This is a genomic window from Streptomyces sp. NPDC050658, assembly GCF_044457025.1.
In the GTDB taxonomy this organism is placed as follows: domain Bacteria; phylum Actinomycetota; class Actinomycetes; order Streptomycetales; family Streptomycetaceae; genus Streptomyces.
Map to the genome: position 1 here is coordinate 246,798 of NZ_JBITGM010000002.1, position 23,616 is coordinate 270,413.

The following is a 23,616-nucleotide window of genomic DNA, read 5'->3' on the forward strand; positions in this document are numbered from 1 at the left end:
TCATTGACCGCGTATGTCGAACTCCCGGAAGAAGTCCGCGTAGTACCTCATCAGTTCGGCCACGCGCGGCGGCAGCCCCGGCTGTTCGCCGGCCGAGCGGGCCAGATGGGCGAAGCGCAGCGCGATGGACCGCATCGCGACGTCCGGGCGGGCCAGGAAGCCCGGCCGCTCCTCCAGCTCGAAGGAGGGCCCCGCGGTGCGGCCCGGCCGCCCGGACGGCAGCGTGACGATCAGCTCGGCCAGCGGGCGCATCATGCCGGTCATCACGTCGATGGCGGCGTTCATCAGTTTCGACCGCCGCAGGCTGGCGTCCGCGGCTGAGCCGAAGTGCTGGATCATCAGCTGCTGCATCAGGAAGTACGAGCGGTTGAAAAGGACCATCGCCGACCTGGCCGCGGGCTCGGTGACCGGATCGGCGGCGCCGCTCCCCGTGTGCAGCGTCGGGTTGCGCAGGACCGGATAGGCGGGCGTCCACGGCGCGCGCCGGTCGCCGGGGTCCTTGAGATGCCCGGCCATCAGGGCGTCGGACATCCGCAGGAACGTGTCGAAGTGGGCGTCCCCGTCGGGCTTGGTCGTGTCGATGACGCCGCCTTCGCCGTGCTCGGTGACGAAGTCGATCGCGAACAGCGCGCTTCGTACGTCGTCGACCTCCAACTGGTAGTCGGGGTGGACCGCGTTGACCGACTCCCGCATGAACAGATGGTGTTCGCCGCCGCCGCGTCCGGGGGCGACGAGGAACAGGTCGGGCACCCGCCGGATGCCCTCCCTGATGGCTTCGTAGAGGTCGCTCAGCGAGTCGTACGGATAGAGCCCTCCCGCCCCCGATGGGCGGTGCGCCGGGTCGTCGGCGAGGGCGCGGCGCGGCGAGTGCGGCTGCTCAAGCTCGATGAAGCGCTGCAGGCTGCTGAGTCCGAAGCCCTCCAGGCAGAGCCCCAGCGGCAGCCGCAGTTCGTTGTTGACGGTGGCGAAGTCGACGGCCGGCAGATGGAAGGGCTGCCCCATGGCGGTGATGATGTTGTTGATGACCAGGAAGTGGATCATCTCTTCCCGGGCGACATGCAGCAGGCTGCCGCGCATCCCGTTGCCGAGCGTCTCGCCCCCGTCGCCGCACGCGAGCCGGAACTGCTCCTCGCTCCACTCGCCGCGCCGCACGTGCTCCCGGCCCGCCTCGTACAGCGGGATGGACCAGGCGGCGTACAAGTACTGCATCATGACGGCCAGTTCGACGGTCGCCGCCTCGCGCAGTCCGTCGTAGAGCTGCTGCCGTGTGGTGATGGCGCCCTCGCGGGGCCGGGCCGGCACGAAGGCGGGCGGGGCGGCGCGGCCGGCCTCGTCGGCCCGCAGATATTTCAGGAGCAGCCGGGACTGCGGTCCCGTCATGTCGCGGGTGGGCGGCATGTAGAAGGTCTTGTCCTTGTTGCGCGGATCGCACATCAGCCAGATGAGGCGCGGATAGGTGGCCACCTTGCAGGCGTCCCGGAGGCTGAAGATCTCGTCCTTCATGAAGGAGTAGAGCAGTTCGTACGGGGCGAACACCTCCCGGTAGAGCAGCTCGGGGGTGATGTCGTCCTGCGGGATGTCGTCGAGGTGCCAGGTGTCGGGCAGCGCGCGGACCGCGAGGGCGCCCATCGCGGGCCAGTAGCCGAGCAGGTCGTCGTTGTCGTAGCCGCGGGCGGCGGAGCCCGGCGCCGCCGGGTCGCAGGGCGGCGGTTCGCCGCCCGGCAGGAACAGCAGCCGGGCCGCGCCGGGTGCGGCGCCCCGCAGCGTCAGCAGGCCGCACCCCTCCGCGTCGGTGGAGAGCACACAGCGCGCGGCATAGGGGCCCGAGGCGTCACGGCCGCCGGGCCGCACATCCACCGTCCGGATGTCGGTGCTCCTGGCCTCCGGCGCGGTGGCCCGCGGATCGGCGGGCAGCGCACGGGGGTTGAAGTACTGCTCGACCCGCAGCTCGGGCACGGCCGCCGGGCGCCCCAGACGGTACGTACGGATCTCCACCTCGACGGCGTGGTCCTGGCCGGACCGGCGGTCGGGGTGCTCCAGGAAGAGAGCCGCCTCGTCGACGGCGACCGTCGTCTCCTCCTCGGTGAGCAGCACCACCGGCGGCCCGTCGTCCCCCTGGCCGGTCAGGACCAGCGGCTCGTCGGCGCGGCCCCGCTCCACGGGTACGGTGACGAGCCCGCCGCACACGTCGGTGTCGCCCAGATACGCGGCCCGTGGCACGCGGGCGACCAGGCGGCCGGTGTCCCTGGTGCGCAACTCCAGGTCGCCGACGTCGAGTCGGGGTCCGAGGCGGTGCAGCGGCCCTGGTCCCGGCTCCGGGCCGCGGGACTCGACGGGCACGGCGGTGATCAGGTCGAGGGTGGCGTGGTCGTCCGTCACGTCCAGTGCCGCGCTGTGCAGCGGTCCCGGCGTGCGGCGGGCGCTGAGCAGCCGGCCCACGGGGCAGCTGCGGGGCTCGTCGCGGTGCCAGGGGGCGATGGTGCCCCGCAGCTGCCAGAAGTCCGGGGCGTCGGGGACGCGGGGCGTCGCCATGTTGCACAGCGCGAACCGGACGAGCAGTCCGTCGGCGCCGCCGCCCGTGGTGCGGGCCTGCAGCAGCCGGGCCGCCTCGGAGGAGTCCGCCTCGGCCAGCCATTCGAGCCCCTCGTCGCGGTCCACGGCGAACTGGTGCACCACCGAGCGGCTGAACCGGGCGTCCGGCGACTGCCCTTCGGCGGGGCGCACGTACCGGGAGTTCTGCCTGCGGGGCGGCTGCATGCCGTGCACGTCCCCGACCGCCATATAGCCGACGTCGTGGGAACGTCCGAGCCTGCCGAAGCAGAACTGGCCGATCATCAGGGTGGTGGTCCAGTGGGACGCGGGGTCGACGTCGAGGACGCGGGCCCGGTTGAAGGTGGTGGCTAGGTAGTCGTTGTAGTGGCCCCACATGTCGACGTGCCTGCCGACCACCGCGTCGGCGGTGTCGACCGCGCCGGGGGTCCGCTCCCAGCCGCGGATGGTGGCGTCCACCCAGAAGTGGCCGTTGCCGCCGAAGTTGTGTCCCTTGGCGCCGATCCGCTCCAGGTGGTCGTGGTACTCCCCCACCGGTCCGTGCACGGGGTACGGGCTGCCGTCCTCGGTCAGGGCCTGGTTGCGGGCCAGGTCGTAAAGACCGTTCCGTGGTCCGGTGGGCAGCCGGGTGACCGCGGTGCCCGCGAAGTGCAGCCGGGGGACGTCGAAGACGCTCACTCGTTCCTCCCGATGTCCGTGCCGGCACGGGAGCCCGCGCGGGCGGCGGCGTCCATCGCGTCGACCGCCCCGAGCGCCGACTCGATCGCCCCGTTGATCCAGGCCGGCCAGGACGAGCAGTGCTCCCCGGCGAAGTACAGCCGCCCCTGCGGCCGTGCCGCGCGGCGGCGCTCGGCACTCTGCTCGGCGGCGTCCTTGCCCCAGCGCCGCGCGGTGCACCCCTTGCTCCACGGGTCGCGCCCCCAGGCGACGCTCACCGCGTCGAGCACCATGCCGGGGTCCTTCAACTCCGGGTGCAGCGGGGCGAGTTCCTCGATGACGGCAGCGGGGCGCAGCTCCTCGGGGAGCCGCCCGAGCAAGTCGGCGTCCTCGGCGATGGCGTAGCTGCCGAGGAGCACGGCGCCGCGTCCCGGCCCGGCGTCGCGCGGCGGGTAGTAGGTCTGGCGGGTGCGGCCCCCGGTGGCGGATGCGCCGCCGAGGATGCCGTCGCGCTCCCAGAACGCCTCCCGGCAGTGCAGCACCACCTTGGTCGCCGCCCCGTACTCGACGGTCCGGACGACGTCCCGCTTGTCGTCGTCGAAGCCGTCGAGGTCGAGGCCGCGCAGCACGGAGAACGGCAGGGTGCACAGGGCCATGGGGTACGACAGCGACCGGGCCCCGCGCGGTGTGCGTACCCGGATGTCGACCGCGTCGTGGCGGACGGCGATCCCGCGGACCTCGTGGCGCCGCAGGACGGGGCCGCGCAGGGTCGCGGCGAGGCGGTCGGTGAGCTGGGCCATGCCGCCGCTGAGGTGGCGCAGGCCCGGGCCCGTCTCCACGAGGATGTCGTCGAGGAACCCTTCGAGCCGCCGCCCGCAGCCCGCGCGGAGTCCCGGGTGGTCGCGGAAGACCCGGCCGAGGTCGATCCGGTCCCTGCCGGGACCGCGCAGATACGGCGCCAGGTCGACCCCGTCCGCGAGCGCGAGCAGTCCCGCGAGGTCACCGACGAGCCCGTCGCGCAGTTCGCCGGGGCCGAGCACCCGGACAGTGGCGGCGAGCCAGGCGCCGAAGACGACGGTGGCGGGGCGGTGGCCGTCCACGGGCAGGTCCCGGCGCAGGTCCTCGACGACGGGTCCCGCCGCTTCCCGTACGCGGACGAACCCGCGCCCGGTGGGCAGGTAGTTGTTCTCGTCGCTGAGGATCGTCCGGAAGGGGCGCAGCGCCGGTTCGAGGCCCAGCTTCTCGACGTACCGCATGGTCAGGGTGTGACCGTCCGGGATGCGCATCGCGCCGAGTTCCGCGTACGGCGCGTCGTCCCCGGCGCCGAAGCGGTGGGTGTGGACGCGGCCCCCGATCCGGTCGCTGCCCTCCAGGACGAGCACGCGGTGGCCGAGGCGTTCCAGCTCGTGGGCCGCCACCAGGCCCGAGACCCCGGCGCCGAGGACCACGACGCCGGCGGGCGGCCTTTCGCTCGATGTCAACACGGGAGCCGAGTCTGCTGCTTCGCGCGCAGCCGCCACATCCCCCACCGCGCGGCCCGTACCCGTGAATCGTCCGCCTCGTACGACCACGGTGCGTGACCGTGCGCGGCCGCACCCCGCACGGCCGCATGGGTTCTGCGGCACCGCGCCCGCGGCCCGTCGGTGCGGGTGCGGCCGGTGCCTAGCATCGAGCCGCTCCGCGCCATGTAGCGCCATGCGATCGGTCTGAAGTCTGAAGGGGGAGTCCCGCAGTGGACCACAGGATCAAGAAGATCGTCATTCTCGGCGGCGGCACGGCCGGCTGGATGACCGCCGCCTATCTGGCGAAATCGCTCAGGAACACCGCCGTCATCACCGTGCTCGAAGCGCCCGGCATCCCGCGGATCGGGGTCGGCGAGGCGACCGTCCCCAACCTCCAGAGGGTCCTGTTCGACCATCTCGGTCTGACGGAGGAGGAGTGGATGCCCGAGTGCAACGCGTCCTTCAAGATGGCGGTCAAGTTCGTCAACTGGCGCACCGAGGGCGAGGCAGAGCCGCAGGGCCGGCTGCTCGACGGGCGGCCCGACCACTTCTACCACCCGTTCGGCATCCTGCCGGAGCACGACGGTCTGCCGCTGTCGCACTACTGGGTCCATGAGCGGCAGCGGGGTGCGACAGACCTTCCGTACGACTACGCGTGCTTCCGCGAGCCGCCGCTGATGGACGCGAAGAAGGCGCCGCGCGGCTTCGACGGCGGCCGGGCGACGCGGTACGCCTGGCACTTCGACGCGCATCTCGTGGCGGACTTCCTGCGCCGGTACGCGACCGACAAGCAGGGCGTCCTGCACGTACAGGACGAGATGACCGAGGTGCACAGGGACGCGCGGGGGTTCATCACGGGCCTCGGCACGAAGAGCGGCGCGCTGCTTGACGGCGATCTGTTCGTCGACTGCTCGGGATTCCGGGGGCTGCTGATCAACAAGGCCCTGGAGGAGCCGTTCATCGACATGAGCGACCATCTGCTGTGCAACAGCGCGGTCGCCTCCGCCGTCCCGCACGACGACGCGACGCACGGCGTGGAGCCCTACACCTCGGCGATCGCCATGAAGTCGGGCTGGACCTGGCGCATTCCGCTGCTCGGCAGGTTCGGCACCGGTTACGTCTACGCACGGGAGTTCACCGGCCAGGACAAGGCGACCGAGGACTTCTGCCGGCTGTGGGGGCTCGACCCGGAGCAGGCCCCGCTGAACCACGTACGGTTCCGGGTCGGCCGCAACCGCCGTGCGTGGGTGGGCAATTGCGTCAGCATCGGCCTGTCTTCCTGCTTCCTCGAACCGCTGGAGTCGACGGGGATCTACTTCATCACCGCGGCGATCTACCAGCTCGGCAAGCACTTCCCCGACAAACGCTTCGAGCCGGTGCTCCGCGACCGCTTCAACGCGGAGATCGAGGCGATGTTCGACGACTCCAGGGACTTCCTCCAGGCGCACTTCGCGCTCGCGCCGCGCAACGACAGCGAATTCTGGCGCGCCAACAAGGAGTTGAAGCTCTCCGACCGGATCCAGGAGAAGATCGCCATGTACCGGGCGGGTCTTCCGGTGAACGCGCCGACCGCCGGGGAGAGCGAGTACTACGGCAACTTCGACGCGGAGTTCCGCAACTTCTGGACGAACGGCAGCTATTACTGCATCTTCTCCGGCCTCGGCCTGCAGCCCGAGCATCCGCTCCCGGCGCTGCTGCACCGCACGGAGTCCCTCGAGGGCGCCGGGCCGCTCTTCGGGCAGGTCGAGGAGGAGCAGCGCGGTCTCCTCGCGACGCTGCCGTCGCACCACGACTATCTGAGCCGCCTGCACAGCGCATGAGCGGGGCAAGCCCGTCCGGGCCCGGCCCGGTAGATGGTCACCGCTACCGGACCCTGATGAGCGGTTTCCCGACCGGTGTCGCGGTGGTGACGGGCATCGACGAACACGGCGGTCCGCGCGGTGCGACATGCTCCGCGCTGTGCAGCGTGACGATGGCCCCGCCGACGGTCCTGGTCTGCCTCAAGGCGGGCAGCAGCACGCTGGCCGCGGTGCGGGAGCGGGGCTGGTTCGCGCTGAACCTGCTGCACGCCCGTGCCCGTGACGCGGCGGAGGTGTTCTCGTCCCCCGTCGACGACCGCTTCGCGCGGGTCCGCTGGAAGCGGCTCGGTCATGCGGGGCTTCCGTGGCTGGCGCACGACGCGTTCGCCGTCGCCGAGTGCCGCGTCAGCGATCTCACCGCCGTCTCGACGCACACCGTCGTCTTCGGCGAGGTCACGGACGCCGAACTCACCGACGACCCCCCGGAACCGCTGCTGTACGGCTTGCGCAGATTCTCGGCTTGGCCGGGCGAACAGTCGTAGGGGGCGGGGAGCCTGCGCTGGTCCGCCGGGTTCCGGTCCAGCGGTCACCGCCGGGTGGAAGAACCGGTCGCCGTCGTCGTGGCGGCGGTACCGGCTGCAGCGTCGCTCGTGCTGATGGTGCCAGGATTCGGGTAGGACCGCACCGCCAGGCTCCACGGCAGCACCCGCGACGACAAGCAAGGAGACACCCAGCGTGAGCTCTCCCCGCCCGCCCCTCTTCCCGGCCCTCGCCGAGGCCCAAGGCCGTCCCGCCCTGCGTTTCGGCGAGCGCTCCCTGACGTACGCCGAACTCGCCGCGGCGGCCGGTTCGCTGGCCGCGTCGATCGGCTCGGCGGGCCGGGTCGCGCTGTGGGCGACGCCGAGCATCGAGACCGCGGTCGGCGTGGTGGCCGCGCTGCTGGCCGGTGTGCCCGTCGTGCCGCTGAACCCGAAGACCGGGGAGCACGAGCTGGGGCACATCGTGACGGACAGCGCCCCGTCGCTGGTCCTCGCGGCACCGGGTGACGAACTCCCCATGGCACTGGGGCCGTTGGAGCGCGCGGACATCACGCTCAGCGGCGGCACGGCGCCCGCGGAGCCGCACGCCGAGCCCGACCCCGAGTCCCCCGCCCTGATCGTCTACACCTCGGGCACCACCGGCCCGCCGAAGGGCGCGGTGCTGCCCCGGCGGTCGCTGACCGCCACACTGGACGCCCTGGAGGACGCCTGGCAGTGGACGTCCGACGACGTGCTGGTGCACGGGCTCCCGCTGTTCCATGTGCACGGCCTCATCCTCGGCATCCTCGGACCGCTGCGGCGGGGCGGCGCGGTGCGGCACCTGGGCCGGTTCTCCGTGGCGGGGGTGCGGCGCGAACTGGCCGACGGGGCAACGATGTTGTTCGGCGTGCCCACCATGTACCACCGCATCGCCCAGGCGCTGCCGACCGACCCGGCGCTCGCCAAGGCCCTGTCGGGCGCACGGCTCCTCGTCTCCGGGTCCGCCGCGCTGCCCGTGCACGACCACGAGCGGATCGCGGCGGCCACCGGGCGCCGGGTGGTCGAGCGGTACGGCATGACGGAGACCCTGATGAACACGAGCGTGCGCGCCGACGGCGAGCCGCGCGCCGGGACCGTCGGGGTGCCGCTGCGCGGGGTGGAGCTGCGGCTCGTGGACGAGTCGGGCGCCGAGACCGCGGACCCGGAGGAGATCGGCGAGATCCAGGTGCGTGGTGCCAATCTCTTCACCGAGTATCTGAACCGGCCCGACGCGACCTCGGCGGCCTTCACCGCCGACGGCTGGTTCCGCACCGGCGACATGGCCGTGCGGGACCCCGACGGGTACGTACGCATCGTCGGCCGCAAGGCCACCGACCTCATCAAGAGCGGCGGCTACAAGATCGGCGCGGGCGAGATCGAGAACGCGCTGCTCGGCCACCCCGGCGTCCGGGAGGCGGCCGTGACGGGCGAGCCGGACGACGACCTGGGCGAGCGCATCGTCGCGTGGATCGTCCCGGCCGATCCGGAGCGGCCTCCGGCCGAGGCGGAGCTGGCCCGGCACGTGGCGGCTCAGCTCGCCCCGCACAAGCGTCCGCGCGTCGTCCGCTATCTGTCGGAGCTCCCCCGCAACGACATGGGGAAGATCATGAAGCGGTCCCTTCATGCCTGAGGCTTCGCGCATGAGCGCCCGCGAGGCCGTCGCGGCCGTGGCGGACGAGCACAGCTTTCGCGAACTTCCGCTGACCGAGGGCGAGTCGGTGTCGGATGACGGGACCTCGGTGCCGGATGACGCGACCAAGGACGAGGGGCCGCTCGACTGGCAGGGGTACGCCGATTCCCGTGCCCGTGCCGCCGGGCGCACCGGCGAGGGCGAGTCGGTGGTCTGCGGCACCGCCGCCGTCGGCGGCACGCGGGCGGTGATCGTCTCCTTCGAGTTCGGCTTCCTCGGCGGTTCGCTGGGCGAGCGCACCGGCGACCGCATCGAGGCCGCGCACCGGCACGCCCGGAGCCACCGGCTGCCGGTGGTCTCGCTGATCGCCACGGGCGGCAGCCGGATGCAGGAGGGGATGCGCGCCCTGGTCCAGCTCCAGCGCGTGGCACGGCAGTCCGAGCTGACGGGAGCCGCCGGACTGCCCCGGATCGCCGTCCTGCGCGACCCCACCACGGGCGGCGGCTGGGCCACGCTCGGCGCGGGCGCCGACCTGATCCTCGCGCTCCCCGGCAGTCAGGTCGGCTTCGCGGGGTCCCGCGTGCGCCCGGCGGACGCGGACCCGGCGGCGTACACCGCCGAGGCCCAGCTGGCGGCGGGCTCGATCGACGAGGTCGTACACCCCGAAGAGCTGGGCGCGGCCCTCGCACTGCGGCTCCGCCTGCTGACCACCCCGGCCCCCGACGCGGCCGAACCTCCGGCCTCCCTCGGCCGCCCCGAACTGCCCGCCACCGGCTGGGAGGCCGTCACCCGCGCCCGCTCCCCCGAACGGCCGCGCGCCGGCGCCTACCTCGACGCCTATTTCACTGAACGCGCGCCGGTGAGCGGCGACCGTTGCGGCGGCACCGATCCCGGAATGCTCTGCGGCTTCGGCCTTCGCGCGGGGCGGACCGTCGCCTACGCGGCGCAGTGCGGCACCGCGACGACCCCCGCCGGATACCGCACCGCCGCCCGCCTGGTCCGCCTCGCGGGCCGCCTCGGCATTCCCGTCCTCACGCTCATCGACACTCCGGGGGCGGAGAACGGGGCGGAGGCCGAGCGCGCCGGGGCGGGAGCGGCGATCGCCGACCTGTTCGCCGCGGTCGCCGCCGCGCCGGTGCCGGTCACGTCACTGGTCATCGGGGAGGGCGGCTCGGGCGGCGCACTGGCCCTCGCGGCACCGGACAACCTCTGGGCGACACCGGACAGCTACTTCTCGGTGATCGCCCCGGAGCTGGCCGCCGCGATCCTCAAGCGGGGCCCCGAGGAGACCCGCACGACGGCGGAGCAGCTGCGCCTGCGCCCTCAGGACCTGGTGGAACTCGGTGTTGCACGAGGGATCGTGACGCAGCATCAGGCCTAGCTCTAGTCCTGTGCGGCCGTTCCGGTGATCCTCCACCGCTGATTGGCACCGGAGTTGGGCTCCCAGACCGTCACCGGCGATCCGTCGCCGGTGGCCTGGCCCCCGACCTCCAGGAGACGTCCGGTGGCGGCGTTGACGAGGGTCCAGGTGCCGTCGCCGGTGGTCGACAGGATCCACTGGGCGGCGGCACCGGGCGCTGTGGAGTCGGCCTCGAACACCGGGGCACCGTCCCGGACGGCCAGGCGCTTGCCGCCCGCGGAAGACGTCAGCACGTGGCGCTGCCGGTTGTCGGCGTCGCCGGCACCGGTCTCCCGCAGCTGCCAGCGCTGCCGGGCGTCGGGTGTGCCGCCGTCCGCGGAGTCGATGACGAGCCCGGCGCCGTCGTCGGCGAGGGTGAGTGCCTTGCCGCTCTGCTCGCCGGTCAGCTCGTACGTGTGGCCCTCCCGCACCAGCGGCGCGTCCGCCGCCACACCCCCGACCCCGTCGACGACGAACGACGTCACGGACTGCGCCGGTACGGTGAAGGTCGCCTTCCGGTCACCGGCCGGGACCGCCTTGTGCCGCTTGAGCCCGCCGTCGGCGCTGGTGACGACGGGCGTGACGGTGGCGTCGGCGTCGATCCGGCCGAACTTGGACAGGTCGACGGTGACCGCGCGCTCCTGTGCCCCGCTGTTCACGTGGACGACGGTGGCGGCATCACCCGACTTGGAGACGGCGGCGGTGCTGTTGGTGTCGTCGACCTTCATCAGCCGGTCGCCGGGCTTGATGTAGTGGGTGAAGTTGCGGGCCGTGTCAAACTTGGTGTTCGTACGGATCGGGCACGTCTCCAGGGTGTCACCGGCCGTGCAGCTGAACGGGAGCTGGATGCTGCCCCAGTTGCCGCCCTTGGCGGACTCGCCGCCCGGCCTCATGTTGTCGTAGTCCTCCACCGGCTGCCAGAACGCCCAGCCGCGGGGCTCGAGTTCGCGCAGGTCGTCGACCATCTGCTGGGCCAGGCCCAGGCCCGGCCGCATGTCGTCGAAGTCCTGGCCGTCACCCCAGTCGCCCTCGACCTCGCTCATCCACAGCGGTTTGTCCGCCGCCTTGGCGAGGTCGCGTACGGCGGTGCGCCCGCTCGTGCCGTAGGTGTGGACGTTCAGCTGCCCGACGAGGTCACGGACGCCGGAGGGGTAGGTGCTCCAATTGCGGGCGAAGATGCCGGGGTTGGTCTCGTCCATCGCCGATATCTTCGCGTCCGTCCCCGACTTCTCCAGGGCGGGGGCGAGGGACCGGATGACCTTCTGCTGGAGTTCCGGGCCGATGTGGGCGCCCTCCTGCCGGCCGCCCACCGGTTGGCCGTCCGCTCCAAGGCGCGTACTCCAGTAGTCGGTGTTGGGCTCGTTGAACGGGTCGATCGTGTCGACCTTGATGCCGTGCGCCTTCTCCAGTCGTTCGGTGGCCCCGGTGACGTACGCGGAGAAGTCGTCGACGGACTCCGGCTTGAGCTGGTCGGCGTCGGCGTCGAAGCCGCCGGAGACATAGCCGCTCTCCGTCATGAACCAGGGCGGCGAGTTGCTGAACGTCTCCCAGTGGTCCACGTCGTTCTTGATCCGGTCGACCCACCAGCGCTGGTTGGCGTCGGCGTTCGGCTTCCAGTGCGCCGGATTGTCCGCGTCCCACCAGTCGGTGTCCTCCCGGGTGGTCCCCTCGGGCGCCTTCCACCAGCCCTCGACGGCTCCCCCGGCCCGCAGATAGTCCTTGACGTCGGGCGCGTTGCCGCCGCCGATGTTGTATCGGGCGATGTTCAGGGCGAGCCCGTCGTCGCCGAAGAGGAGTCCCGCCAGCTTCTCGCGGATCTCCTGCGGATAGCCGCCGGTGACGTTCGCGAACCACACGAGGCTGGTGCCCCAGCCCTCGAACTTCTCCTGCTGGTACGAGGGATCGGGCCGGACGGTGACGGCGGAGGCGGCCGCCGCTGCCGTCGGCGGCGGTACGGTCACCAGCGCGGCGCCGGTGGCCAGGGCGGTCGTACCGACGAGCCCGAGGAGTCGTCGTGTGCGGGTACGGCGTGCCATGTGTGCTCCCAACTCGGGGTGGTCGCTCGAATGGAACGGAGTGCGGACATCAGGGGGCGGGCCGGCGCAGGACGGCGACTTCGCGCGGCGCCAGGAGGAGCCCGCCGTCGGGACCGGACGTGCCGGTCAGCACCTCACCGGTCAGCCCCGGCAACGGCATCGCCTCGTCCGTGCGGTTGGCCAGGAAGAGATAGCGGGCGTCGGGGCCGCGGCGTACGGCCAGTTCGACCATGCCGCGTGCGCTCTCAGGCAGCTCGCTGCCGACTCCGGCGGGCGCGAGGAGGTCCGGCAGCAGTGCGGTCAGTCCTTCGACGCCGAGACGTGTGGAGACGTACCCGGCCGAACCCGGGCCCGTCGTACGGCGCGTGACAGCGGGGCGGTCGGCGTACGCGCCGCTGCTGTAGCGGGCGAGCACCTCCACGTCGGGGCCGGTGACGGTGATCCGGTCGGACCAGAGTGTGCCGGCCGTCGCGTTGTCCAGGCCGACGCTCTCGCCGTCGAGGAGCGGCCCGAACTCCTCGATGCGGATGCCGAGCAGCTCGCGCAGGGCGCCGGGGTAGCCGCCGAGCCACACGTGGTCGTTCTCGTCCACGATGCCGGAGAAGTACGTGGTGATCAGGTGGCCGCCGCCCTCCACGTACCGGGTCAGCTCCTTGGCGAGCGCCTCGGGGACCACGTGCAGCACGGGGGCGATCAGGACGTCGTACGGATCGAGGTCGACGGCGTACGGAGTGACGACATCGGCCCGGATGCCGAGCGCGAGCAGCGCGGAGTACCAGTCGAGGGCCTCCTGCCGGTAGTCCAGGCGGGAGGTGGGGTGGGAGTCCTGTTCGCCGGCCCACCAGGAGTCCCAGTCGAACAGCACGGCGACGCGGGCCGGTTCGCGCACCGACCCGGCGATCGGGGCGAGCGAGTCCAGTGTCCGGCCCAGGTCGGCGACCGCGCGGAACACCTCGCTGTCGGGTCCGGCGTGCGGCACCATCGCCGAGTGGTACTTCTCGGCGCCCGCCGCCGACTGCCGCCACTGGAAGAAGCAGACGGCATCGGCGCCGTGCGCGACGTGCAGCAGCGAGTCACGGGCCAACTCACCGGGCCGTTTGGCCACATTGACGGGCTGCCAGTTGACGGCGCTGGTGGAGTGCTCCATCAGGTACCAGGGGCGGTGCCCCGCGATGCCGGAGACCAGATTGGCGGAGAAGGACAGCTCGTCGCGGTCCTGCGGACCCGGCTGGACGTAGTGGTCGTTGGAGACGAAGTCGATCTCGCCCGCCCAGTCGGCGTAGTTCATGCCCTTCGTGCCGCCCATGACCATGAAGTTCGTCGTGACGGGCACGTCGGGCGTGAACGCGCGCAGGATGTCCCGCTCGGCGCGCAGATGGGCCTTGAGCGCGTCGGAGGAGAAGCGCTTGAAGTCGAGCTGGTTGGTGGGGTTGGGGTGGGAGGCGGCGAGCCGCGGCGGCAGGATCTGCTCCCATTCGCTGTAGCGCTGGGACCAGAAGGCCGTCCCCCAGGCGTGGTTGAGCGCGTCGAGGCTGCCGTGGCGTTCGCGCAGCCAGTCGCGGAAGGCGCGGGCCGCGTCGTCGGAGTAGTCGTAGATGTTGTGGCACCCCAGCTCGTTGTTGATGTGCCAGGCCACGAGCGCCGGATGGGACGCGTACCGGGCCGCCAACTCCCGTACCAGGCGCAGCGCGTGGGCGCGGAAGACCGGCGAGGTGGGCCGCCAGTGCTGTCGCGCGCCCGGCCACACCGTCGCGCCGGACGCGGTCACCGGCAGGATCTCCGGGTGCGCCGCGGTGAGCCAGGGCGGCGGGGACGCGGTGGCGGTGGCCAGGTCGACGCCGATGCCGCCCTCGTGCAGCAGGTCCATGACCTCGTCGAGCCAGCCGAAGTCCCAGGTGTGCTCGGCCGGTTGGATGCGGGCCCAGGAGAAGATCCCGACGGAGACGAGGTTTACGCCCGCCTCGCGCATCAGGCGTATGTCCTCCTGCCACACCTCGCGCGGCCACTGCTCGGGGTTGTAGTCGGCGCCGTACGCGAGGCGGGGCGCGCGGGCGCTGCCCGGTCCGTAGGGGACGCGGGACGGGCGGGACGAGGTCATGCGGGTCCTTCCGGGATGGGACGGGGGTGCGGCTCGCTCCTGCCCGCGGCTACTTCTGGACGGTGAAGCCCTGCTCCTCGCCGTACTTGACGGAGGCGTCCTGCCACGCCTTGAGCCCCTTGGCCAGCGGGGTTCCGGATACGTAGGCCTTGCCGACGGTGTCGTTGAAGACCGAGTTGGCGTACACCTGGTAGGGCAGGTACTGCCAGTCGCCGGAGACCCGCGCGGCGGACTCGGCGAAGATCTTGTTCGCCTTCTGGCCGCCGAAGTAGGGGAACTCGGTGTCCTGGAACGCCTTGTCCTTGAGGTCCTTCGTCGTCGCCGGGAAGGCGCCGCCCTCGATGCGGGTCTGCACGCCCTTGCCGGAGTTGGCGTACTCGACGAAGGCGTAGGCCAGTTCCTTGTTCTTGCCCAGCTCGGGCAGGGCGAGGGAGCTGCCGCCGTTCTCCGCTCCCGCCTCGGCGCCCGCGGTCCACTGCGGCAGCGGGGCGGCGCGCCAGTCGCCTGCCGCGTCCTTCACGCCGGAGGCGAAGTTGGCGGGCATCCAGGCGCCGCTGGGCAGCGTGGCGATGGTGCCGTCGCCGAGCGCCTTGTACCAGTCGTCGGTCCACGGGTTGATGGAGGCGACGAGCTTCTCGTCGATGAGCTTCTGCCAGGTCCCGGTGTAGGCGCGGGCGCCCTTGTCGGAGAAGTCGATGCCGACCCTCGTGCCGTCCACCTGGTACGGGTGCGAACCGGCCTGCCAGAGGAGGCTGGTGGTCAGGCCCGCGTCGCCGCTGTCGCTCGTGATGTACGCCTTCGGGTCGGCCTTGTGCAGCTTCCTGGCCGCTTCCAGGTACTCGTCCCAGGTGGTCGGCACCTTGATCTTGTGCTTGTCGAAGACCTTCTTGTTGTAGAAGAGCGCCATGGGTCCCGAGTCCATCGGCAGCGCGTAGATGCCCTCGCCCTCCCCGGACTTGACGGAATTCCACGGGCCCGGCGAATAGTCGCCGGCGAGCTTGTCGGCGCCGTATCCGGACAGATCGGTGACGGACTCGGTCAGGGCGTACTGGCCGAGCGCGTAGTACTCGATCTGCGCGACGTCGGGGACGCCCTTCTTCGCCGAGATCGCGTTCTGCAGGGCGGTGTACGCGTCGTTGTTGGTGCCCGAGTTGACCAACTCGACGTCGACGCCGGGGTGTTCGCGCTCGAAGTCGTCGGCGACCTTCTTCAGGGTGGGCTCCCAGGCCCACACCGTGACCTTGCCGCCCTTCTTGAGGGCTGCCTTGATGTCGGCGGCGGAGACCTGCTTCTTGCTCGCGCCGTCGTCGTCGGAGCCGCCGCAGGCGGTGGCTCCCAGGGCGAGGGCGCAGAGGACGGCGGTGCCGCGCAGCAGGCGGCGGGGGCTCAGGGGCATGGCGGTGTTTCCACTTCGTCGTGGTCGGGGTTTCCGTGGGGAGGTGACGTGCCGTCAATTGCCGCTGGGCGGCTACTCCTTGACGCTTCCGGCGGCGAGTCCCGACTGCCAGTGCTTCTGGAGCAGCAGGAAGGCGGCGACGAGCGGCACGATCGTCAGGAGCGAGCCGGTGATGACCAGGTGGAAGACGGCCTCGCCGCCCGCGGTCGCGGCCTGGGCGTTCCAGCTGTTCAGGCCGAGGGTCAGCGGGTACCAGTCGGGGTCCTTGAGCATGATCAGCGGCAGGAAGTAGTTGTTCCAGGTCGCGACCGTGGTGAAGAGCAGGACGGTCACGGTGCCGGGCGCGAGCAGCGGCAGGGCGACCTGGCAGAAGGTGCGCAGCTCGCTCGCACCGTCGATGCGGGCCGCCTCCATCAGCTCGCCGGGGATCGCCTCGGTGGCGAAGACCCACATCAGATAGAGGCCGAACGGCGAGATCAGCGAGGGCACGATGACCGCCCAGGGGGTGTCGGTCAGGCCCATCTTGCTGAACATCAGGAAGGTCGGTACGGCGAGAGCGGTGCCCGGCACGGCGACGGCGCCGATGACCACGGCGAAGACGGCCCGCTTGCCGGGGAAGCTGAACTTGGCGAGCGCGTACCCGCCGAGGACGGCGAGCAGGGTGGCACCGCCGGCGCCGACGACGACGTACAGAAGGGTGTTGAGGAGCCAGCGCAGGAACACGCCGTCCTGGTACGTGAACGTGGCGCTGATGTTCTCCCACAGGGCGAAGTCCCCGTCGAACCACAGGCCGAACGAACCGGCGAGCCCGCGCTGGGTCTTGGTGGCGCTGATGACCAGCCAGACCAGCGGCAGCAGGCTGTACAGGAGGACGAGTCCGGTGAGGACAGTGAGCGGGACGCTGCGCCGGGGGCGTCCGGGCGTGTGCCTGCGCGGTGTCCGCAGGCGCGGGGCGCCGCGCGACGCGCCCTGCGGGCGGGGTGTGACGGGCCGGGAGGGGGCGGTGACGGTGCTGCTCGGTCCGCTCATCGGGTCACGCTCCCTTGCGCATGCCGCGCAGCTGTACGACGTAGGCGACGACCATGGTGATGAGGCCCATGACGATGGCGACCGTCGCGGAGTAGTTGTGCTGCTGGCCGGAGAAGGACAGCGAGTACGTGTAGAGGTTCGGGGTGTACGAGGTGGTGATGGCGTTCGGCGCGAGGTTCTGCAGGATGCTCGGCTCGTTGAAGAGCTGGAAGCTGCCGATGATCGAGAAGATGGTCGCGATGATCAGGGCGCCGCGGATGGCGGGGAGTTTGATCGCGGTGATGACGCGCCATTGACCGGCGCCGTCGATCTCCGCGGCCTCGTACAGGGAGTGCGGGACGACGCGCAGCGCGGAGTAGAGGATCAGCATGTTGTAGCCGACGAACTCCCAGGTCACGATGTTGCCGATGGAGGCGAGGACCAAGTCGGGCGAGAGCGGGTCGGGCAGCGAGACGCCCAGCGCGTCGTTGAGGTCGCCGACGAGCCCGAAGCGGGTGCCGTACATGAATCCCCACATGAGGGAGGCGACCACGGCGGGGACCGCGTACGGCAGGAAGACGGCGATCCGGAAGAAGTCCTTGCCGTAGAGCCGCCCGCTGTCGAGGGCCAGGGCGACGAGCAGGGCGATGCCCAGCATGATCGGCACCTGGACGGCGAGGAAGAGCGAGACGCGGCCGAGCGAGGCCCAGAACTGGTCGTCCTGGAGGGCCTGTTGGTAGTTGTCGAGGCCCACGAAGGTGGTGCCGCCGATGAGTTGGTCGCGGAAGAGGCTCAGGTAGACCGAGTAGGCGAGCGGGGCCAGGAAGACGAGGGCGAAGACGGCGACGAACGGGCCGATGAATCCCCAGCCTGTCCAGGAGCGGCGCCGTCGGCGCGCCGCCGCCGGTGGCCGGGCCGGGCGCCGCGGTGCGACCGCGGGCGGTTGAAGCGTCGTCATTTCGCGTTCCCTCGCTGGTTCGTCCTGGCGGGCGGTGCGGGCCGTGGCGTGTTTGCGTAAACATCGCGCTCCGCGAGTGATCGCTGGATGCTATGTTTGCGTAAACATTCGGTGGCGGCATGTCTACACTGCCCCGACGACGACGGTCAATAGGGGAAACGGTGGGAGCGATGGACAGCGCGCGGGCGACCGGCAGGGCACGCGGCAAGGGCTCCGGCCGCCGGTCGCAGAACGCGTCCATGGCGGACGTGGCGCGCGTGGCCGGCGTCTCCTCGCAGACGGTCTCCCGCGTCTCGAACGGCTTCACCGGAGTGAACGAGGAGACCCGCCGGCGCGTCCTCACCGCCATGAAGGAGCTGGGCTACCGGCCCAACAGCGCCGCCCGCGCCCTCAAGCGGGGAGAGTTCCGCACCATCGGCGTCATCACGTTCACACTCTCCACCACGGGCAACGTCCGCACCCTGGAGGCGATCGCGACCTCCGCCGCGCAGGACGGTTACGCCGTGACGCTGCTGCCCGTCGCGGTGCCGACGCAGGACGAAGTGCGGGGCGCCTTCTCGCGGTTGGGCGAGCTGGCGGTCGACGCGGTGATCGTCATCATGGAGGTGCATCTGCTCGACGCGGCGCGCCTCTCGCTGCCGCCGCACGTCAAGGTGGTGGTGGCGGACTCGGACGCGGGCGACCGCTACACCGTCGTCGACACCGACCAGGCGGGCGGCACCCGCGCCGCCGTACGGCATCTGCTGGACCTGGGCCACCGCACCGTCTGGCATCTGGCGGGACCCGAGGAGTCCTACGCCGCGCAGCGCAGGGCGGACGCGTGGCGCGCGGCGCTGACCGAGGCGGGGCGGGTGCCGCCGGAGCCGGTGCGGGGCGACTGGTCGGCGGAGTCCGGCTACCGGGCGGGGCTGCGCCTGGCCGAACAGGACGACTGCACGGCGGTGTTCGCCGCCAACGACCAGATGGCGCTGGGCCTGCTGCGCGCGTTGAACGAACGCGGCCGCAAGGTTCCCGAGGACGTCAGCGTGATCGGCTTCGACGACATCCCGGAGTCGGGTTCCTTCCTGCCCCCGCTCACCACGGTCCACCAGGACTTCGCCGAGGTCGGCCGCCGCTGCGTGGAGGGCGTCCTGCGACAAGTGAGGCAGGGCTCCGGGGAGCGGGGCACGACGCTGGTGCCGACGCGGCTGGTGGTACGGGAGAGTACGGCGCCGCCGCGTATGCCGTAGGGCGCGCGCCTCAGGCGCCGGGGGTCCGGGTCCGGGGCACCTCACGCACCGGGGGTCCGGATCATGCGCCCGGCCGCCTCGACGAACCGGTCCAGCGCCTCCACGGCCTGCACCCGGCGCTCCTTGTACCCCGCCTCGTCGTCGGCACCGATGATGCGGATCGTGGCGGTGACCGCCGCCCCGGCCAGCTCCACGAACTCCGGCTCGGCGCACACGAGCTTGACGCGGTAGTAGCCCTGCCAGGCCTGCGCGCGGTGCTGATACGACAAGTCCTGGGCCTCGGCGGGCTCACGGATGGCCTGGCTGCGGTTCTGGCTGTGCCAGCGGTCGTACTGCGCGCGCCGGAAGTCGGCCAGCGTCTCCGCGAACGAAGTACAGGCGGAGAGCTGCTCCTTGCGCAGCCAGTCGTCCTCGGCGACCTTGGCCGCACGCACGGAGGCCCGCTGCTGCAGCACATGGTTCATCAGGGACCCGCTGAGCGTGGCGGCGACGGCGATGACGGCGGTGAGGGCTTCCTGCATCCGCCCATGCGATCACGGGGTGGGGGCACAAGGACAGGCGCTCGCTAGGATCGGCACGTCATCGGTTGTGTGCCGGGCGAGGGGCGGCGGCGAACACGGCACCCCGGCGGTGGGGAGGAGTCGACGATGGTGGAGTGGCGGCATATCGCCGGCGGGGCAAGGGCCGTGCCGGAACCCGTGGCCACGCCGTTCATCTGGACGGCGGCGTGCTCGGGCGCGTTCGTCCTGGTGAACCTGATGGATCTGCTCGGTGCGCTCGACCGCACGGGCCTCGCGCTCGCCGCGCTGTCCGTGCTCGCCGCGCTCCTCGGAGTACTGGGCCGGGTGGCCGCGGCGCCCGGCACGGCCCTGCTGTGCTGGGCGCTCCTGAACTTCTTCGCGACGCACCCGACGGGCGAGATCTCCTGGGCGGGCCACCGGGACCCGGAGTGGATGGCCTGCCTCCTGGCCGCGGCCCTCATCGGTACGGCGACGGGACGTGTCCTGCACGCCCGCGCCGCGTACCGCCGCCTCACTCCCTACGACGGCATGGGCTGACCGTCCGCCCGTGCCGCCCCGCACCACGGGTCACCGCGCGAACCAGGTCGCACCCGCGAGCGGCCCGGCGACGGCGGCGGTGAGGGTGAGCAGTCGGTGGGGAACGTGCTGGATCGTCAGGCGCAGCCCTCCGATGCGCAGCTCGAAGAAGGGAGCGGCGGGCTGCGGCGTGGTGGTACGGGTCTTGAGGTCCATCGGAATTCCTCCGGGAATCGGGGCGGAGAACGACGAAGCCCCGCCTGCTGGAGGCGGGGCTTCGAAAGAGTGACCGGCGATCTTGCCGTATGAAGCTGGAACGATCTTTCCTGCTGAAGCGGGAACGGGTCGGCCGTTCGACCGGAGACGGGTTCCTCCTCGGGCTCGCTGTCCGGTATGCACCAGCTGCCACGGTTCTGGCGGGCGGCACCAGGCTCGCGCTTGCGCGACCGCGAAGCGGCTCGGCCTGGTGCCGCCCGCCAGGTTCGTGGCTTGATGGGGCATGCCGGACAGCGACCCCGAGGAGGGTCCGTCAGCGAGCGGCCCGCTCCCGCGAGGCATCCCTCAGGTCCCGGCCCCCGTCTGTCCGTTCCGCATCATTCTGCGGACGCGGTACAGCCGCCCCTCGACCGCACGCTCGCTGATGCCCAGCCGGTCGGCTATGTCGCGCCGCGGAGTGCCGGCGGCGACCAGCGTCACGATGACGCCGACTTCCGGCTCACTGGCCCGCAACGCCCGCTCCAGCGCGTCGCGCGTCATGACACGTGAGGCGGGGTCGCCGTAGGTGCCCTCGGCGGGCTGGGCGTCCACGGGGGTGTCGCACCGTGGGAACCCCGGTCGGCGCGCCTTCTGCCATGTCTCGAAGACACGCGGAAACGTCTGGAGCAGGCCGCCCACGTAATACGTCTTCAGTGCCGCGCCCTTGCGCTCGTCCCAGTCGGACAACGCCTTGACCGGGTTCTCCAGAAACTTGAGGACGGTGTCACAGGCCAGGGCATGGCGGTCCTCGGGCGACCGACGCAGCGTCTCCAGGTCGTCGGAGGTCGGCACGATGAAGGGCTTGTTGCCACGGCACTTCTCATAGATCCGCTGCGAGTGGATCCACCGCTGCAACAAGGTGTATCCGTAGGCGGCCAGGTGATCGAGGACCTCCTGTGGCGGGTTGCCGACCCAGCTCTCCAAGTCGCTCTCGTCGCCCACGACTTCACGCCGCCCCCGCACCACTCGACACTCCCCCTACGACCTCGAGCGACCACCCACACAGTTATATGCACCGCGAACCCCGAAACCCACGCGCGTCCCAGAAGAATTCTCTCTGACGGCGCTCCCCCCTGGCCGCCCGCCCTTGAGCATCTGTATGAACACGGCCGCCCCGCTCGTGACATGTGTCCATGGTGACCCGATCGCGTTCACTCCTATCTTCTGCGTACCCCGCTTCCGTACGCCGGGCCACCCCCGGCGTTCCCTCACCGTCTCCCCGGTGTTCGCCATCCACCGTCGTCCCACCGGCGCTCGGCACGTGGACCTCCCCGGACCGGTTCTGCTCCCCCTCTTCCGTCCCTCCAGCCCTTCAGAAGGACCGAACATGAGCGCGCGCCCCATGAGCACCGACGTGCCGTCGCCACCCCGCGACACCGGACAGCCACCCGCCCCGGACGGCGGCCTCCAGGCCGGGCTGAAGAACCGTCATCTGTCGATGATCGCGATCGGCGGTGTCATCGGCGCCGGCCTGTTCGTCGGCTCCGGATCCGGCATCGCGGCCGCTGGACCCGGCATCCTGCTGTCGTACGCGCTGGTCGGCGCGATGGTCGTCTTCGTGATGCGGATGCTGGGCGAGATGGCCGCCGCACGGCCCACGTCCGGTTCGTTCTCGACGTACGCCGATCAGGCGCTCGGCCGCTGGGCCGGCTTCTCCATCGGCTGGCTGTACTGGTTCTTCTGGGTCGTGGTGCTCGCCGTCGAGGCGACGGCCGGCGCGAAGATACTCGAGGGCTGGGTGCCCGCCGTGCCGCAGTGGGGCTGGGCCCTCATCGTGATGGTGGTCCTCACGGCGACCAACCTGGTCTCGGTCGGCTCCTACGGCGAGTTCGAGTTCTGGTTCGCCGGGATCAAGGTCGTCGCCATCGCCGCCTTCATCGTGATCGGCGGCCTCGCCGCCTTCGGCGTACTGCCCGGCTCCGGCCACGAGGCCGTGGGCCTGACCCATCTGACCGGGCACGGCGGATTCCTGCCCGAGGGTCCGGGGGCGATCCTCACCGGCATCCTGATGGTCGTCTTCTCCTTCATGGGCAGCGAGATCGTCACCCTCGCCGCGGGCGAGTCGGAGGACCCCCGACGGGCCGTCACCAAGGCCACCAACAGCGTGATCTGGCGGATCGGCATCTTCTACCTCGGCTCGATCCTGGTCGTGGTGGCCCTGCTCGACTGGGACGACCCGGCGATCACCGACAAGGGCTCGTACGTCGCGGCGCTCGACGCGATCGGCATCCCGCACGCCGGTCAGATCATGAACGTCATCGTGCTCACCGCCGTGCTGTCCTGTCTGAACTCCGGCCTGTACACCGCCTCACGCATGGCCTTCTCGCTCGGCGAGCGCGGCGACGCGCCCAGGGCGTTCGCCCGCACGAACAGCCGGGGCGTGCCGCGGGCCGCCATCCTCGGCTCGGTCGTCTTCGGCTTCGTCGCGGTGTTCTTCAACTACCAGTGGCCCGACACGGTGTTCCTGTTCCTGCTGAACTCCTCGGGCGCCGTCGCGCTCTTCGTGTGGCTGGTCATCTGCTTCACGCAGCTGAGGATGCGCGCCATCCTGCTGCGCGAGTCGCCGGAGAAGCTGGTCGTACGGATGTGGCTCTTCCCGTATCTGACCTGGGTGACGATCGCGATGATCTCCTTCGTCCTGGTCTACATGCTGACCGACGACGCGGGCCGGGACCAGGTGCTTCTCTCGGTGCTGGTGGCGGCGCTGGTCATAGCGATGTCTCTGGTCCGCGACCGTCTGCGCACGGACACGGACACGGAAGCGGACACGGGTACGGGTACGGGTACGACGTGACGCCAGGTCAGACCCGTCACCGCGGGCCGTGACGCAAGACCCAGCCCTCCGGGAGCTTGTCCTCCGCGACCCTGAAGGTGACCAGGAAGTGCTCTGCCTGGTCACAGTTCACGTTCTCGCCGCCAGTGAGCGACGCCGAGACGGTCCGGCCCTCCACCTCCAGGCGGGCCCCGGTGTTCGCACAGCCGCCCAGGACGAAGGCCAGGCCGACCTCGTCCTTCGGCGGCCGGGTGCTCAACGCCTCGCGCACCCTGGGCAGGTTGTTGACGCCCAGTTCCTTGAGCCGCTCGTACATCCGGTCCGTGTCCCCGGACGGGCCGAGCCTGGTGCCCCGCAGGTCGCTGTAGTCGGGCGGGGGTGGCGGGGCGCTGACTGTCGGGGACGGACTCGCGGTCGGCGTCCCGGAAGGGCTCAGCGGCGCTGGCGTCGACTCGGACGGAGACGCTGACGGAGACGGGGGCAGCGGTCTCGTGAACCCGCCCAGCTTGATGAAGGCGGTGCGCGTGCCCGGACCGTCGCCCGGCAGGTCGTAGAGGCCGCCGCCGCACCCGCACAGGGCCAGCGCGAGTGCCGCTCCCGGCAGGGTTCGTTTCAGGCTCCGCATGCAGGGTGGACGTGACCGGGCAGCGGGACGGTTCCCTCCGCACGTCACGGCCGCGGTGAGGGCAGGGCCCTGCCCTCACCGCCACGACGGGGGCAGGGCCCTGCTCC

At 71.3% G+C, this 23,616-nt stretch carries 18 protein-coding genes; 7 read left to right on the forward strand and 11 right to left on the reverse strand.

Annotation, left to right across the window (positions count from 1 at the left end; all coding sequences use genetic code 11):
• On the reverse strand, positions 1 to 3,228 hold the full coding sequence (locus ACIBKX_RS08075) for a ferritin-like domain-containing protein (protein WP_363271065.1): 3,228 nt from the start codon (positions 3,226 to 3,228) through the stop codon (positions 1 to 3).
• Positions 3,225 to 4,691 (reverse strand): NAD(P)/FAD-dependent oxidoreductase, encoded by a 1,467-nt coding sequence (locus tag ACIBKX_RS08080; protein ID WP_363271066.1) that lies wholly within the window; start codon positions 4,689 to 4,691, stop codon positions 3,225 to 3,227. Before ACIBKX_RS08080 ends, ACIBKX_RS08075 begins: the two co-directional genes overlap by 4 nt.
• Positions 4,692 to 4,939: 248 nt before the next feature.
• Between ACIBKX_RS08080 and ACIBKX_RS08085 the strand changes: the two genes are divergently transcribed.
• The 4 genes from ACIBKX_RS08085 (at position 4,940) to ACIBKX_RS08100 (ending at position 10,076) form a co-directional block, all read left to right on the forward strand.
• Positions 4,940 to 6,529 carry a tryptophan halogenase family protein gene (locus ACIBKX_RS08085; protein WP_363271067.1) on the forward strand — a complete coding sequence of 530 codons (1,590 nt, stop codon included), beginning with the start codon at positions 4,940 to 4,942 and terminating at the stop codon, positions 6,527 to 6,529.
• 56 nt (positions 6,530 to 6,585) lie between these two features.
• A complete protein-coding gene (locus ACIBKX_RS08090; protein ID WP_363271068.1) occupies positions 6,586 to 7,050 on the forward strand; it encodes a flavin reductase family protein in 465 nt (154 codons plus the stop codon).
• A gap of 193 nt (positions 7,051 to 7,243) precedes the next feature.
• A complete protein-coding gene (locus tag ACIBKX_RS08095) occupies positions 7,244 to 8,695 on the forward strand; it encodes an acyl-CoA synthetase (RefSeq protein ID WP_363271069.1) in 1,452 nt (483 codons plus the stop codon).
• 10 nt (positions 8,696 to 8,705) lie between these two features.
• Complete coding sequence (locus ACIBKX_RS08100; RefSeq protein WP_363271070.1) at positions 8,706 to 10,076, forward strand: carboxyl transferase domain-containing protein; 1,371 nt, start codon at positions 8,706 to 8,708, stop codon at positions 10,074 to 10,076.
• 2 nt (positions 10,077 to 10,078) lie between these two features.
• Here the strand turns inward: ACIBKX_RS08100 and ACIBKX_RS08105 are convergent, their stop codons facing one another.
• The 5 genes from ACIBKX_RS08105 to ACIBKX_RS08125 all read right to left on the reverse strand — a co-directional run bounded on the left by ACIBKX_RS08105 (position 10,079) and on the right by ACIBKX_RS08125 (position 17,590).
• Entirely contained in the window at positions 10,079 to 12,130 is a 2,052-nt protein-coding gene (locus tag ACIBKX_RS08105) for an RICIN domain-containing protein (RefSeq protein WP_363271071.1), read from the reverse strand.
• Between the two features lie 49 nt (positions 12,131 to 12,179).
• Positions 12,180 to 14,228: a beta-galactosidase gene (locus ACIBKX_RS08110; RefSeq protein WP_363271072.1), complete on the reverse strand. Its 2,049-nt coding sequence runs from the start codon at positions 14,226 to 14,228 to the stop codon at positions 12,180 to 12,182.
• 49 nt (positions 14,229 to 14,277) lie between these two features.
• On the reverse strand, positions 14,278 to 15,624 hold the full coding sequence (locus tag ACIBKX_RS08115) for an extracellular solute-binding protein (protein WP_363271073.1): 1,347 nt from the start codon (positions 15,622 to 15,624) through the stop codon (positions 14,278 to 14,280).
• 72 nt (positions 15,625 to 15,696) lie between these two features.
• Positions 15,697 to 16,653: a carbohydrate ABC transporter permease gene (locus ACIBKX_RS08120; protein WP_363271074.1), complete on the reverse strand. Its 957-nt coding sequence runs from the start codon at positions 16,651 to 16,653 to the stop codon at positions 15,697 to 15,699.
• A gap of 4 nt (positions 16,654 to 16,657) precedes the next feature.
• Complete coding sequence (locus tag ACIBKX_RS08125) at positions 16,658 to 17,590, reverse strand: sugar ABC transporter permease (RefSeq protein ID WP_363271075.1); 933 nt, start codon at positions 17,588 to 17,590, stop codon at positions 16,658 to 16,660.
• A 239-nt stretch (positions 17,591 to 17,829) separates the two neighbouring features.
• Here ACIBKX_RS08125 and ACIBKX_RS08130 point away from each other — a divergent pair, with 239 nt between their 5' ends.
• The gene (locus tag ACIBKX_RS08130) at positions 17,830 to 18,819 is read left to right on the forward strand and encodes a LacI family DNA-binding transcriptional regulator (RefSeq protein WP_363271174.1); all 990 of its coding nucleotides are present in this window, start codon (positions 17,830 to 17,832) and stop codon (positions 18,817 to 18,819) included.
• Between the two features lie 41 nt (positions 18,820 to 18,860).
• Here the strand turns inward: ACIBKX_RS08130 and ACIBKX_RS08135 are convergent, their stop codons facing one another.
• Positions 18,861 to 19,340, reverse strand: coding sequence for a hypothetical protein (locus tag ACIBKX_RS08135; RefSeq protein WP_363271076.1), 480 nt, complete (start codon positions 19,338 to 19,340; stop codon positions 18,861 to 18,863).
• Between the two features lie 126 nt (positions 19,341 to 19,466).
• Here ACIBKX_RS08135 and ACIBKX_RS08140 point away from each other — a divergent pair, with 126 nt between their 5' ends.
• Positions 19,467 to 19,877 (forward strand): hypothetical protein, encoded by a 411-nt coding sequence (locus tag ACIBKX_RS08140; protein ID WP_363271077.1) that lies wholly within the window; start codon positions 19,467 to 19,469, stop codon positions 19,875 to 19,877.
• Between the two features lie 30 nt (positions 19,878 to 19,907).
• Here the strand turns inward: ACIBKX_RS08140 and ACIBKX_RS08145 are convergent, their stop codons facing one another.
• Both ACIBKX_RS08145 and ACIBKX_RS08150 read right to left on the reverse strand, forming a co-directional pair.
• Positions 19,908 to 20,072 carry a hypothetical protein gene (locus ACIBKX_RS08145; protein WP_363271078.1) on the reverse strand — a complete coding sequence of 55 codons (165 nt, stop codon included), beginning with the start codon at positions 20,070 to 20,072 and terminating at the stop codon, positions 19,908 to 19,910.
• A gap of 345 nt (positions 20,073 to 20,417) precedes the next feature.
• Entirely contained in the window at positions 20,418 to 21,053 is a 636-nt protein-coding gene (locus ACIBKX_RS08150; RefSeq protein WP_363271079.1) for a hypothetical protein, read from the reverse strand.
• Positions 21,054 to 21,453: 400 nt separating this feature from the next.
• On the opposite strand from ACIBKX_RS08150, the gene ACIBKX_RS08155 reads away from it, so the two are divergent.
• Positions 21,454 to 22,905, forward strand: coding sequence for an amino acid permease (locus ACIBKX_RS08155; RefSeq protein WP_363271175.1), 1,452 nt, complete (start codon positions 21,454 to 21,456; stop codon positions 22,903 to 22,905).
• A gap of 16 nt (positions 22,906 to 22,921) precedes the next feature.
• Here ACIBKX_RS08155 and ACIBKX_RS08160 read toward each other — a convergent pair whose 3' ends face one another.
• Entirely contained in the window at positions 22,922 to 23,509 is a 588-nt protein-coding gene (locus tag ACIBKX_RS08160) for a hypothetical protein (RefSeq protein WP_363271080.1), read from the reverse strand.
• Positions 23,510 to 23,616: the final 107 nt, after the last annotated feature.